The organism is Streptomyces sp. Go-475 (assembly GCF_003330845.1).
Taxonomy (GTDB): domain Bacteria; phylum Actinomycetota; class Actinomycetes; order Streptomycetales; family Streptomycetaceae; genus Streptomyces.
In genome coordinates this window covers 7,059,309-7,072,959 of the sequence record NZ_CP026121.1, presented here as the reverse complement: position 1 = coordinate 7,072,959, position 13,651 = coordinate 7,059,309, and the positions used below count along the sequence as shown (strand labels likewise).

11 protein-coding genes are annotated in these 13,651 nt (G+C 72.1%); 7 read left to right on the top strand and 4 right to left on the bottom strand.

Going from position 1 to position 13,651, the window contains the following annotated elements; genetic code table 11:
* Positions 1-60 precede the first annotated feature (60 nt).
* The 3 genes from C1703_RS32220 to C1703_RS32210 all read right to left on the bottom strand — a co-directional run bounded on the left by C1703_RS32220 (position 61) and on the right by C1703_RS32210 (position 2,778).
* Positions 61-1,173, bottom strand: a complete 1,113-nt coding sequence (locus tag C1703_RS32220) for a HAMP domain-containing sensor histidine kinase (RefSeq protein WP_114256130.1) — start codon at positions 1,171-1,173, stop codon at positions 61-63.
* Between the two features lie 2 nt (positions 1,174-1,175).
* Entirely contained in the window at positions 1,176-1,904 is a 729-nt protein-coding gene (locus C1703_RS32215) for a response regulator transcription factor (protein WP_114256129.1), read from the bottom strand.
* 127 nt (positions 1,905-2,031) lie between these two features.
* Entirely contained in the window at positions 2,032-2,778 is a 747-nt protein-coding gene (locus C1703_RS32210) for a helix-turn-helix domain-containing protein (protein ID WP_114256128.1), read from the bottom strand.
* Positions 2,779-3,005: 227 nt separating this feature from the next.
* Here C1703_RS32210 and C1703_RS32205 point away from each other — a divergent pair, with 227 nt between their 5' ends.
* From C1703_RS32205 to argG, 7 genes are all read left to right on the top strand, one after another.
* Positions 3,006-3,674 (top strand): DUF4097 family beta strand repeat-containing protein, encoded by a 669-nt coding sequence (locus C1703_RS32205; protein WP_114256127.1) that lies wholly within the window; start codon positions 3,006-3,008, stop codon positions 3,672-3,674.
* Positions 3,675-3,686: 12 nt separating this feature from the next.
* Positions 3,687-4,643, top strand: a complete 957-nt coding sequence (locus C1703_RS32200) for an ATP-binding cassette domain-containing protein (protein WP_114256126.1) — start codon at positions 3,687-3,689, stop codon at positions 4,641-4,643.
* Positions 4,640-5,452, top strand: a complete 813-nt coding sequence (locus C1703_RS32195; RefSeq protein ID WP_114256125.1) for an ABC transporter permease — start codon at positions 4,640-4,642, stop codon at positions 5,450-5,452. Before C1703_RS32200 ends, C1703_RS32195 begins: the two co-directional genes overlap by 4 nt.
* A 166-nt stretch (positions 5,453-5,618) precedes the next feature.
* The gene (locus C1703_RS32190) at positions 5,619-7,430 is read left to right on the top strand and encodes a methylmalonyl-CoA mutase family protein (RefSeq protein WP_114256124.1); all 1,812 of its coding nucleotides are present in this window, start codon (positions 5,619-5,621) and stop codon (positions 7,428-7,430) included.
* Entirely contained in the window at positions 7,427-9,619 is a 2,193-nt protein-coding gene (scpA, locus tag C1703_RS32185; RefSeq protein WP_114256123.1) for a methylmalonyl-CoA mutase, read from the top strand. Before C1703_RS32190 ends, scpA begins: the two co-directional genes overlap by 4 nt.
* Complete coding sequence (meaB, locus tag C1703_RS32180) at positions 9,616-10,611, top strand: methylmalonyl Co-A mutase-associated GTPase MeaB (protein WP_114256122.1); 996 nt, start codon at positions 9,616-9,618, stop codon at positions 10,609-10,611. The genes scpA and meaB overlap by 4 nt, the downstream gene beginning before the upstream one ends.
* Positions 10,612-10,684: 73 nt before the next feature.
* Complete coding sequence (argG, locus tag C1703_RS32175; protein WP_114256121.1) at positions 10,685-12,139, top strand: argininosuccinate synthase; 1,455 nt, start codon at positions 10,685-10,687, stop codon at positions 12,137-12,139.
* Between the two features lie 75 nt (positions 12,140-12,214).
* On the opposite strand, the gene pntB is transcribed toward argG, so the two are convergent.
* Positions 12,215-13,648, bottom strand: coding sequence for a Re/Si-specific NAD(P)(+) transhydrogenase subunit beta (pntB, locus tag C1703_RS32170; RefSeq protein WP_114256120.1), 1,434 nt, complete (start codon positions 13,646-13,648; stop codon positions 12,215-12,217).
* Positions 13,649-13,651 lie beyond the last annotated feature (3 nt).

The following is a 13,651-nucleotide window of genomic DNA, read 5'->3' as shown; positions in this document are numbered from 1 at the left end:
ACCCTTACGTCCGCCGGTGACCGGCCGGCGGTGCTCGGCGTTGTCCGCCCCTCGGCTCTGTCAGGACGCGGCGGCGGGCAGTACCACCTCGAAGCGGCAGCCGCCCGGGATGTTGCGCACGGTGGCCCGGCCCTGGTGTGCCTCCACGATCCCCCGGACGATGGCGAGGCCCAGGCCCGCCCCGGCCGGGGGCGTCCGGGCGTGTGTGCCGCGCCAGCCGGTGTCGAAGACGCGCGGCAGGTCCTCCTCGGGGATGCCTCCGCAGCCGTCCGTCACCGACAGCACCACACCCTCGGCGGACCGCTCGGCGGCGATGGCGACCGTGCCGTCGGCCGGGGTCCGGCGGATCGCGTTGACCAGCAGGTTGCCCAGGACGCGGCTCATCTCCCTGCCGTCCACCTCCACCGGCACCGGCTCGATCCGGTCCCCCACCAGCCGCACCCCGTGCTCCCGGGCGAGCGGGTCGGCTCCCGCCAGCGCGTCGCCGACCAGGTCGTACAGGGACATCCGGGTGGGGGTGAGGGACAGCGTGCCGGCGTGGATGCGGGAGAGTTCGAAGAGGTCCCCGACCATGTCGTTGAGGCGTTCGACCTCGGTGCGGATCTGCCGCAGATAGCGGTCGGGGTCGGCGGCGACGCCGTCCTCCAGGGCCTCCGACATGGCGCGCAGACCGGCCAGCGGGGTGCGCAGGTCGTGCGAGATCCAGGCGACGAGTTCGCGCCGGGAGGTCTCCAGCGCGCGTTCCCGCTCACGGGATTCGGCGAGTCGGGCGCTGGTGGCCGCCAACTCGCGGCTCAGCGACTCCAGTTCGGCGGTCGTCGGGCCGTCGGGGGCGGCGAAGTCACCGCCGTCGCCGAAGGAGCGGGCGGCCAGGGCGAGTGCGCGGCTGCGGGCGACGACCCAGCGGCCCAGCAGCAGCGCGGTGGCCAGGGAGACGACGGCCGCCATGGCGACGACGGTCGTGACGACGGTCAGGTCGTGCGGGGAGAGGAACATCGCCCAGGCGACGGCAAGTGTGCCCGCGAGCATGGCGACGACCCCGACCGCCGCGACGACGGTGAGCGAGGCGGTGAGCGAGCGGCGCCGGATCAGGCGCAGTACGCCCGCTCCGGCCAGGCCGGTGGCGGCGGCACCGGCGAAGGCGTACAGGGCGATGAGGAGGGTGTCGCGCACGGTCAGTCCTCCCTTCCCGTCGGGTCGAAGCGGTAGCCCACGCCCCACACGGTCTGGATCAGGCGGGGCCGGGCCGCGTCGTCCTCGACCTTGCCGCGCAGGCGGCGGACGTGGACCGTGACGGTCGACAGGTCGCCGAAGTCCCAGCCCCACACCTCGCGCATCAGGTCCTCGCGGCTGAACGCCCGCCCCGGGTGCCGCAGGAAGAAGGACAGCAGGTCGAACTCGCGGAGGGTGAGGGCGAGTTCGGTGTCGTGCTTGGTGGCGCGGCGGGCCTCCGGGTCGACGGTGAGACCGGCCGCGCCCAGCCGGTGCCGTCCGGTGACGGCGGGCCTGCTGCGGCGCAGGACCGACTCCACGCGCAGGACCAGCTCGCGGGGGCTGAAGGGCTTGGTGACGTAGTCGTCGGCGCCGACCTCCAGGCCGAGGATGCGGTCCTCCTCGTCACCGCGCGCGGTGAGCATGATGACCGGCACGGGGCCCTGGCCGCGGAGCCGGCGGCACACCTCCAGGCCGTCCATGCCGGGCAGCATCAGGTCGAGCACGACCAGGTCCGGCCGGTGCGCCGCGGCGCGGGTGAGGGCGGTGGGGCCGTCGTCGGCGCGGTCGACGGCGTAACCGGCGCGGTCCAGGTACCCGGCGACGATCTCGGCGACGGTCGGATCGTCGTCGACGACCAGGACGCGGGGGGAGGTGTCCGGCGCCCTGAGGGGCTCGTACGGCTGCTGCATGCCTCCAGCCTGGCACCCCCGCGCCGAGGTGCGGCGCCCCAGGGCGTCCCCGGCCTCCGACGCCCCCCGGCGCGTCATGGTCCCTGACGGCTTTCGCCCGCGTGGGAGCGCCCGGAGTTGCGCTTCGTCACCCCCTGAGCTCGGCGGCGGCGCCCGTGGTCGTCGCGGGCTTGGAGTGGAGGATGTCGCGGGCCTGGTCGGCGGCGCGGGCGGTGCTCTCGGAGACGAAGTCGAGGAACCGGGCGATGTTCTCGAGGCGCGCGCCGGCCGGAGTGCCCGCGCCGAGGATGCCGACGCCTTGCTGTGCGGTCTCGACGATCTGGGCGATGGCCCGGGCGCTGGCCATCATCGACTGGTACCAGACGTCGTCGTCGACGATGTAGCGCTCGCGGCGGCGTTCGTCGCGTTCCCGGCGGACGAGGCCCTGACCGTCGAGGAACGCGACCGCCTTGGAGATGGACGCCGGGCTGACCTGGAGGCGCTGGACGAGTTCGGACGCGGTGAGGCTGCCCGTGTCGCTGACGCAGAGGCAGGCCATCACCCGGGCCATCATCTTGGGCGTGCCGGACTGCATGAAGACGGTGGTCAGCGTCTCCTCGTACTCGCGCACGGCCTCGGCGTCACGTCCGTGCGGCTGCGGGGGCGCCTGTGTCGCCCGGGGGGTGGCCTGCCTGCGCCGGTGGGCGCGGCGTTCCGTGGCGCGGTGGGCCAGGTCGGCGCGGTAGGCCGTGGGGCCGCCGTTGCGCATCACCTCGCGTGTGATCGTCGACGTCGGGCGGTCGAGGCGTCTGGCGATCTCCGCGTAGGCCAGTCCGTCGGCCAGTCCCATGGCGATCTGCTGGCGTTCCTGCTGTGTGAGCCTGCCTCCCGGCACCACGATCTCCCTTCACGCTTCCCCTGACTCGTCGAGAGTAGCGTTCAACTCCATTTCATTGCAACGACCCGGGGAGGGCATGTTGCGTTAGACGGCATTGCCATTGCAATGATTATGCCGCTCTGACCTGCTAATACCTTGACATCATGCAACGCGCCTGTTGCCGATCCATTGAACGCAACGTAGCGTTTCCGGTGTCAGAAACGACGAGCAGTCAGGAGAGCACCATGCAGACGTTCGACACCCCCGCCCCGATCTCCGCCGTCCTCGACATCCCCGCCGGGCACGTCCGGTTCATCGCCGCCGACCGGGCCGACACCACGGTCGAGGTGCTGCCCGCGGACGCCTCGAAGAGCCGGGACGTGAAGGTGGCGGAGCAGACCACGGTCTCGTACGGCGACGGCGTCCTGCGGATCGAGGCATCGGCGAAGAACCAGTACCTCGGCCCCTCCGGCTCCATCGAGGTGACGGTGCAACTGCCCGCCGGCTCCCGGGTCGAGGCGAAGGCCGCCAGTGCCGAACTCCGGGGCGTCGGACGGCTCGGTGACGTCACCGTCGAGAGCGCGCACGGCGCGATCAAGCTCGACGAGACCGCGGGCGCCCGCCTCACCACCGTCGCCGGTGACGTCTCGGTCGGCCGCCTGGGCGGCTCGGCGGAGATCAGCACCGGGAAGGGCGACATCCGGATCGCCGAGGCCGTGCGCGGCACGGTCGTGCTGACCACCCAGGCCGGCGACGTGTCGGTCGGCGCCGCCGCCGGAGTCTCCGCCGCCCTGGACGCCGGCACCACCTACGGCCGGATCCGCAACACCCTCCGCAACACCGAGGGCGCCGCCGCCGACCTGACCATCCGCGCGACCACCGCCTACGGCGACATCACCGCCCGCAGCCTCTGAGGAGCACCCACCATGACGAACCCGGGCATCGCGGCGAACGGGCTGCGCAAGTCCTACGGCGACAAGACCGTCCTCGACGGCATCGACCTCGCCGTCCCCGAAGGAACGGTCTTCGCCCTCCTCGGCCCGAACGGGGCCGGCAAGACCACCGCCGTGAAGATCCTCTCCACCCTCATCACCCCCGACGCCGGACAGGCCCGGGTCGCGGGCCACGACCTGACCACCGAGGCACAGGCCGTGCGCGCCGCGATCGGGGTCACCGGGCAGTTCTCCGCCGTCGACGGCCTGATCACCGGCGAGGAGAACATGCTCCTCATGGCCGACCTGCACCACCTGCCCAAACGCCGAGGACGGCAGGTCGCGGCCGAACTGCTGGACCGCTTCGACCTCACCGAGGCCGCGAACAAGCCCGCCTCGACCTACTCCGGCGGCATGAAACGCCGCCTGGACATCGCCATGACCCTGGTCGGCGCCCCGCGGATCATCTTCCTCGACGAGCCCACCACCGGCCTGGACCCCCGCTCCCGCCACACCATGTGGCAGATCATCCGCGAACTGGTCACCGGCGGCGTGACCGTCTTCCTCACCACCCAGTACCTGGAGGAGGCCGACCAGCTCGCCGACCGCATCGCCGTCCTGCACGACGGGAAGATCGCCGCCGAGGGCACCGCCGAGGAACTGAAGCGGATCGTGCCCGGCGGACACGTCCGGCTCCGCTTCACCGACCCCGCCGCCTACCGCTCCGCCGCCTCCGCCCTGCGCGAGGCCACGGGGGACGACGACGCCCTCGCCCTGCACCTCCCCAGCGACGGCAGCCAGCGCGCACTGCGCTCCCTCCTCGACCGGCTCGACGCCGCCGGCATCGAGGCCGACGAACTGACCCTGCACACCCCCGACCTCGACGACGTCTTCTTCGCCCTCACCGGCGACACCGGCGTCCCCGACCAGCCCAAGGAGACCGCCCGATGAGCACACCCACCGCTCCCGCCCGCCCGGCCCGGATCTCCCTCGCCGCGCGCGACTCCTCCACCATGCTGCGCCGCAACCTCCTGCACGCCCGGCGCTACCCGTCCCTCACCCTGAACCTGCTGCTCACGCCGGTCATGCTGTTACTGCTGTTCGTCTACATCTTCGGCGACACCATGAGCGCGGGCATCGGCGGCGGAGACCGCTCCGACTACATCGCCTACATCGTCCCCGGCCTGCTGCTGATGACCATCGGCAGCACCACGATCGGCACCGCGGTCTCCGTCACCAACGACATGACCGAGGGCATCATCGCCCGCTTCCGCACCATGGCGATCCACCGCCCCTCCGTGCTCGTCGGGCACGTCGTCGGCAGCGTGCTCCAGTCGGTCATGAGCGTGGTCCTCGTGGGCGCCGTCGCCGTGGCCATCGGCTTCCGGTCCACCGACGCAACGGCTCTGGAGTGGCTCGCGGCCTTCGGACTGCTGGTGCTCTTCGCCCTGGCGCTCACCTGGATCGCCGTCGGCATGGGCCTGTCCAGCCCGAACGCCGAGGCCGCCGGCAACAACGCCATGCCGCTGATCCTGCTGCCGCTGCTGTCCAGCGCCTTCGTCCCGGTCGACGCGATGCCGGGCTGGTTCCGGCCGGTCGCCGAATACCAGCCGTTCACCCCGGCCATCGAGACCCTGCGCGGGCTGCTGCTCGGCACCGGGATCGGCCACAACGGATGGCTCGCCGTGGCCTGGTGCCTGGGTCTCGCGGTGCTCGGCTACGTCTGGTCGGCCTCGAAGTTCAACGCCGACCCGAAGTAGCGGCCACAACGGCACGGACCGCTCCACGCCCGAGGGCGGCGCACACCGACACCCCGTCGGCGTACGCCGCCCCGGCGGCATGTCACAGAGGTCACATTCAGGGGGAGGGAAAGGTCACAGCCGCGCCCTCTGCTGCTCCTTCGTGCTCGTGTCCTAGCATCCGAGCATGACGGTCCTGCCTGACGACGGGCTTGAGCTGGCCGGCGAGTTCCCTGACGTTCCCCACGAGCAGTGGCAGCGCCTGGTTGCGGGTGTGCTGCGCAAGTCGGGCAAGGACGTCGAGGGGGCCGAGGCCGAGGAAGCCCTGTCCACCGCGTTGGAGGACGGGTTGCGCACCCGGCCCCTCTACACCTCGCACGACACCGCGCCCGAGCCGGGGTTCCCCGGGTTCGCGCCCTTTGTGCGGGGCGGCCGGGCCGAGGGGAACACGGTCGGCGGCTGGGACGTACGGCAGCGGCACACGACGGCCGACCGCGACGCGGTCCTCGCGGACCTGGAGAACGGCGTCTCGTCCCTCTGGCTGACGGTCGGGGACGGCGGAATCCCGGTCGCGGAACTGGGCCGGGTCCTCGACGGCGTCTACCTCGATCTGGCCCCCGTAGCCCTCGACGCGGGACGCGAAACCGAGTCCGCCGCGCGGGAGTTGCTGCGGCTGTACGAGGAGCGGGGAGTCGCCCGGGACGCGGCGCGCGGCAGCCTGGGCGCGGATCCCCTCGGGTACGAGGCCCGGACCGGGCAGCGGGGTGACACCGCGCCGGCCACGGAGCTCGCGCGGCTGTGCGCCGCGCAGTACCCGGGGCTGCGGGCGCTGACCGTGGACGCGCTGCCGTACCACGAGGCCGGTGGTTCGGCCGCGCAGGAACTGGGCGCCTCGCTGGCGACGGCGGTGGCGTACCTGCGGGAGCTGACCGAGGCGGGCCTGAGCGTCGAACAGGCCTGTGGACAGCTGGAGTTCCGGTACGCGGCGACCGCCGACCAGTTCCTCACCATCGCCAAGCTGCGGGCCGCGCGCCGGCTGTGGGCCCGGGTCGCCGAGGTCTGCGGCGCCCCGCGCGCGGGAGCGCAGCTCCAGCACGTCGTCACCTCGCCGGTGATGATGACCCGGCGCGACCCGTGGGTGAACATGCTGCGCACCACCATCGCCACGCTCGCCGCGGGCGCGGGCGCGGCCGACGCGGTGACGGTGCTGCCCTTCGACCACGCCCTCGGCCTGCCCGACGCGTTCGCGCGCCGCATCGCCCGCAACACCTCGACGATCCTCATCGAGGAGTCGCACCTGGCCCGGGTGATCGACCCGGCGGGCGGCTCCTGGTACGTGGAGCGGCTCACGGACGAACTCGCCCACGCGGGCTGGGAGTTCTTCCAGCGCATCGAGCGGCTCGGCGGCATGGCGGCCGCGCTGCGCTCGGGTGAGGTCGAGCGGGACCTCGCCGAGACCTGGCAGGCGCGGACCGCCAGGCTGGCCAAGCGGCGCGAACCCGTCACCGGCGTCAGCGAGTTCCCGTTCCTGGCGGAGAAGCCCGTGGTGCGCGAGAGCGCGCCGGAGCAGCCGTCCGGCGGCCTGCCGCGGGTGCGCCGCGACGAGGCATTCGAGGCGCTGCGCGCCCGCTCGGACGCGCACCTGACCGCGACCGGCTCCCGGCCCCGGATCTACCTCGCCGCGCTCGGCCCGGCCGCCGCCCACACCGCGCGCCTCACCTTCGCCGCGAACCTGTTCCAGGCGGGCGGCATCGAGCCGGTCACCGAGGGCACGTTCGCGGACAGCGGCGCGCGCGAGGCCGTGCTGTGCTCCAGCGACGCCCTGTACGAGGAGCAGGCGGCGGCCCGGGCCGCGGAACTCAAGGAGGCGGGCGCCTCGCACGTGTTCCTCGCCGGGCGGCCCGGGGAGTATCCGGGTGTCGACGCGTACGTCTTCGCGGGCTGCGACGCCGTGGCCGTGCTGTCCGCGACCCTCGACCGCATGGGAGTGTCCCGATGACCGCCCCTTCCGGCCCGTCCGTCCCCGACTTCTCCGGGATCGAGCTGGGCGTCCCGGCCGCCGACGGCACGCCCGACGAGTGGCGCGCGGCGGTCAAGAACGCCTCCGGCGGGGACGACCTGCTGTGGGAGACCCCGGAGGGCATCGCGGTCAAGCCGCTGTACACCGGCCGTGACCTGGAGGGCCTGGACTTCCTGGACACGTACCCGGGCGCGGCGCCGTACCTGCGCGGGCCGTACCCGACGATGTACGTCAACCAGCCCTGGACGATCCGGCAGTACGCCGGTTTCTCCACGGCCGAGGAGTCCAACGCCTTCTACCGGCGCAACCTCGCGGCCGGGCAGAAGGGCCTGTCGGTCGCCTTCGACCTGCCCACGCACCGGGGTTACGACAGCGACCACCCGCGGGTGACCGGTGACGTCGGCATGGCGGGCGTGGCCATCGACTCGATCCTCGACATGCGGCAGCTGTTCGACGGGATCCCGCTGGACAAGATGACGGTGTCGATGACGATGAACGGCGCCGTGCTGCCGGTGCTGGCGCTGTACATCGTGGCGGCGGAGGAGCAGGGTGTGCCGCCTACGATGCTGGCGGGGACCATCCAGAACGACATCCTCAAGGAGTTCATGGTCCGCAACACCTACATCTATCCGCCGAAGCCGTCGATGCGGATCATCTCCGACATCTTCGCCTTCACCTCGCAGCGGATGCCGCGCTACAACTCCATCTCCATCTCCGGCTACCACATCCAGGAGGCCGGTGCGACGGCCGACCTGGAGCTGGCGTACACGCTCGCGGACGGCGTGGAGTACATCCGCGCGGGCCGTGAAGCCGGCCTGGACGTGGACGCGTTCGCACCCCGGCTGTCGTTCTTCTGGGCGATCGGCATGAACTTCTTCATGGAGGTCGCCAAGCTGCGCGCGGCGCGGCTGCTGTGGGCGAAGCTGGTGAAGCAGTTCGACCCGCAGAACGCCAAGTCCCTTTCCCTGCGCACCCATTCGCAGACCTCGGGCTGGTCGCTCACCGCGCAGGACGTGTTCAACAACGTCACGCGCACCTGTGTCGAGGCGATGGCGGCCACGCAGGGCCACACGCAGTCGCTGCACACCAACGCGCTCGACGAGGCGCTCGCCCTGCCGACCGACTTCTCGGCGCGCATCGCCCGCAACACCCAGCTGCTGCTCCAGCAGGAGTCCGGCACGACCCGGGTCATCGACCCGTGGGGCGGCAGCGCGTACGTGGAGAGGCTGACGTACGACCTGGCGCGGCGGGCCTGGCAGCACATCCAGGAGGTCGAGGCCGCGGGCGGCATGGCCAAGGCCATCGACGCGGGCATCCCGAAGCTGCGCATCGAGGAGGCCGCGGCCCGTACGCAGGCCCGGATCGACTCGGGCCGTCAGCCGGTCATCGGCGTCAACAAGTACCGGGTGGAGACCGACGAGCAGATCGACGTGCTCAAGGTCGACAACTCCTCGGTGCGCGCCCAGCAGATCGAGAAGCTGCGACGGCTGCGCGCGGAGCGCGACGAGACGGCCTGCCGGGACGCGCTGGACGCGCTGACCCGGGCCGCCGCGGGCGAGGGCAACCTGCTGGAGCTGGCCGTGCACGCGGCCCGCGCCAAGGCCACGGTCGGGGAGATCTCCGACGCCCTGGAGAAGGTGTACGGCCGGCACGCGAGCCAGATCCGTACGATCACCGGCGTGTACCGCAACGAGACGGGAGAGTCCCCGAGCGTGGACCGCACCCGCACCCTGGTGTCCGCCTTCGAGGAGGCCGAGGGCCGCCGCCCGCGCATCCTGGTCGCCAAGATGGGCCAGGACGGCCACGACCGCGGCCAGAAGGTGATCGGCACCGCCTTCGCCGACCTCGGTTTCGACGTGGACGTCGGCCCGCTGTTCCAGACGCCCGCCGAGGTGGCCCGGCAGGCCGTCGAGGCGGACGTGCACATCGTCGGCGTCTCGTCGCTGGCGGCCGGTCACCTCACCCTCGTCCCGGCGCTGCGCGAGGCGCTGGCCGAGGAGGGCCGCGAGGACATCATGGTCGTGGTCGGCGGGGTGATCCCGCCGCAGGACGTGCCGACGCTGCTGGAGATGGGAGCGGCGGCCGTCTTCCCGCCCGGGACGGTGATCCCGGACGCGGCGTACGACCTCGTGAAGCGACTGTCGGACGACCTCGGGCACGACCTGTGATCGATGTCGACGCGTATGTGAAGGGCGTGCTCGACGGGAAGCGGGCGATCATCGCCCGGGCCATCACACTCGTCGAGTCGACCCGGCCGCAACACCGGGCGCTGGCCCAGGAGTTGCTGACCGCGCTGCTGCCGCACAGCGGCCGGGCCCGGCGGATCGGGATCAGCGGGGTGCCCGGCGTGGGGAAGTCGACGTTCATCGACGCGTTCGGCACGCTGCTGACCTCGCTCGGGCACCGGGTGGCGGTGCTGGCCGTCGACCCGTCCTCCAGCCGTACGGGCGGCTCCATCCTGGGCGACAAGACCCGCATGGAGCGCCTGGCGGTGGACCCGGCGGCGTTCGTGCGCCCCTCCCCCACGGCCGGGACGCTGGGCGGGGTCGCCAAGGCCACCCGCGAGTCGATCGTGGTGATGGAGGCGGCCGGCTACGACGTGATCCTGGTGGAGACGGTCGGCGTCGGGCAGTCCGAGACGGCCGTCGCGAACATGGTCGACACCTTCCTGCTGCTCACGCTCGCGCGCACCGGCGACCAGCTCCAGGGCATCAAGAAGGGCGTGCTGGAGCTGGCCGACGTGATCGCCGTCAACAAGGCGGACGGGCCGCACGAGCGCGACGCCCGGGCCGCCGCGCGGGAACTGGCCGGCGCGCTGCGGCTGATGCACGGCAAGGACGCGTTCTGGACGCCGCCCGTGCTGCACTGCAGCGCCCGCGAGTCGACCGGTCTGGACGCGGTGTGGGAGCGCCTGGAGCAGCACCGCACGCTGCTGGACTCCACGGGCCGGCTCGCCGCCAAGCGGCGCGACCAGCAGGTCGACTGGACGTGGGGCATGGTCCGCGACGAGCTCCTCGGCCGGCTGCACGCCGACCCGGCGGTGCGGGCCCTGGCGCCCGTGCTGGAGCAGCGGGTACGGGACGGCGAGCTGACCCCGACGCTGGCGGCCGAGCGGATCCTCGGCGCGTTCGGCGGCGGCTCAGAGGCGGCGGATTCCTGAAGCGCAAGCAGTCCGAGCGCCGATTTCGCACACCCGGCTTGCATGACTATGCAAAGTGATACATACTCTTTCTATGTCCAAGGTCCTCACCTCCCTGCCCGCCGGCGAGCGCGTCGGCATCGCCTTCTCGGGCGGTCTCGACACCTCCGTCGCGGTCGCGTGGATGCGCGACAAGGGCGCCGTCCCGTGCACCTACACCGCCGACATCGGCCAGTACGACGAGCCCGACATCGCCTCGGTGCCCGGCCGTGCCAAGACCTACGGCGCGGAGATCGCGCGCCTGGTCGACTGCCGCGCGGCGCTGGTCGAGGAGGGCCTGGCCGCGCTGACCTGCGGCGCGTTCCACATCCGCTCGGGCGGGCGGGCGTACTTCAACACCACCCCGCTGGGGCGCGCCGTCACCGGCACGCTGCTGGTGCGGGCGATGCTGGAGGACAACGTCCAGATCTGGGGCGACGGCTCCACCTTCAAGGGCAACGACATCGAGCGGTTCTACCGCTACGGCCTGCTCGCCAACCCGCACCTGCGGATCTACAAGCCCTGGCTGGACGCGGCGTTCGTGACCGAGCTGGGCGGCCGCAAGGAGATGTCGGAGTGGCTGGTCGCCCACGGCCTGCCCTACCGCGACAGCACGGAGAAGGCGTACTCCACCGACGCCAACATCTGGGGCGCCACCCACGAGGCCAAGACCCTGGAGCACCTGGACACCGGCATCGAGACGGTCGAGCCCATCATGGGCGTCAAGTTCTGGGACCCCGCGGTCGAGATCGCCACCGAGGACGTGACGATCGGCTTCGACCAGGGCCGCCCCGTGACGATCAACGGCAAGGAGTTCGCCTCCGCCGTCGACCTGGTCATGGAGGCCAACGCCATCGGCGGCCGGCACGGCCTGGGCATGTCCGACCAGATCGAGAACCGGATCATCGAGGCCAAGAGCCGCGGCATCTACGAGGCCCCCGGCATGGCCCTGCTGCACGCCGCCTACGAGCGCCTCGTCAACGCCATCCACAACGAGGACACCCTCGCCCAGTACCACACCGAGGGCCGGCGCCTCGGGCGGCTGATGTACGAGGGCCGCTGGCTGGACCCGCAGGCGCTGATGATCCGCGAGTCGCTCCAGCGCTGGGTCGGCGCGGCCGTCACCGGCGAGGTCACGCTGCGGCTGCGGCGCGGCGAGGACTACTCGATCCTCGACACGACCGGCCCGGCGTTCAGCTACCACCCGGACAAGCTGTCCATGGAGCGCACCGAGGACTCCGCGTTCGGCCCGGTGGACCGGATCGGCCAGCTCACCATGCGCAACCTGGACATCGCCGACTCGCGCGCCAAGCTGGAGCAGTACGCCGGCATCGGCCTGATCGGCACCGGCAGCCCCACCATCGGCGCCTCCCAGGCCGCCGCGACCGGCCTGATCGGCACCATGCCGGAGCTGCCCGAGGGCGGCGCCGAGGCCATCGCCTCCCGGGGCGCGGTCTCGGAGGAGGACGCCTGGCTGGACCGCGCGGCGATGGAGTCGGGCAACGACTGACCCGTCCCGGTGACCACGGCGAAAGGGCCGGCCCGACAGTGTCGGGCCGGCCCTTCCCCTTGCCCAGCCGGTGGTTCAGCGGGACGTGCCCGCCATCTCCGGGACCGGTGCGTCGAGGGCGTCCAAGCCGCGCAGGATGTCCTCCACCCGCTGCTTGGCGTCGCCGAAGAGCATCTGGGTGTTCTCGCGGAAGAACAGGGGGTTCTGCACGCCCGCGTACCCGGCGGCCATCGACCGCTTGAAGACGACCACGTTCGCCGCCTCCCACACGTGCAGCACCGGCATGCCCGCGATGGGGCTCGACGGGTTGTCGGTGGCGGCCGGGTTGACCGTGTCGTTGGCGCCGATGACCAGGACGACCGAGGTGGCGGCGAAGTCGTCGTTGATCTCGTCCATCTCCAGGACGATGTCGTACGGCACGTTCGCCTCGGCCAGCAGCACGTTCATGTGCCCGGGCAGCCGGCCGGCGACCGGGTGGATGCCGAAGCGCACCTCGACGCCCCGCTCGCGCAGCTTGCGGGCGAGTTCGGCGACCGGGTACTGCGCCTGGGCGACGGCCATGCCGTAGCCCGGGGTGATGATCACCGAGGTGGCGTTGCCGAGGAGTTCCGCGGTCTCCTCGGCGCTGATCTCGCGGTGCTCGCCCTGCTCGCCCTCGTCGGACGCGGCGGCGGGGGTGCCGAAGCCGCCGGCGATCACCGAGAGGAAGGACCGGTTCATCGCCTTGCACATGATGTACGACAGGTAGGCACCGGAGGAGCCGACCAGCGCGCCGGTGACGATGAGCAGGTTGTTGGCGAGCAGGAAGCCCGAGGCGGCCGCCGCCCAGCCGGAGTAGCTGTTCAGCATGGAGACGACCACCGGCATGTCACCGCCGCCGATCGAGGCGACCAGGTGCGCGCCCAGGGCGAGCGCGATCACGGTGACGGCGATGAGCAGGCCCATGTTCGGGCGGGCGACGAACGCGATGGTCAGCCCGGTGAAGGCGACCAGGGCGCCGATGTTCAGCACGTGCTTGCCCGGCAGGGTCAGCGGGCGGGAGGCGATGCGCGCCGAGAGCTTCAGGTAGGCGACGACCGAGCCGGTGAAGGTGACGGCGCCGATGAACACGCCGATGAACACCTCGGCGTGGTGGATGCCGAGCAGCGAGCCGGAGAGTTCGGCGTCGACGTCGAGGTAGCCGTTCCAGCCGACGAACGCGGCGGCCAGGCCGACGAGGCTGTGCATGATGGCGATCAGCTCGGGCATGCCGGTCATCTCGACGACCCGGGCCCGCCAGAGCCCGATGCCGGCGCCGACGGCGGTCGCGACGGCGATCAGCACCAGTCCGGTGGCGGAGATGCTGCGCGAGGCGAGACCGACGGTGGCGGCCAGCGCGACGACCATGCCGGCGATGCCCCAGACGACCCCGGAGCGGGAGGTGCGGTGCTGCGAGAGGCCGGCGAGGCTGAGGATGAACAGCAGCGCCGCGACGACGTAGGCGGCCTGTGCGGCCGTGTCTGTGGTCATCCC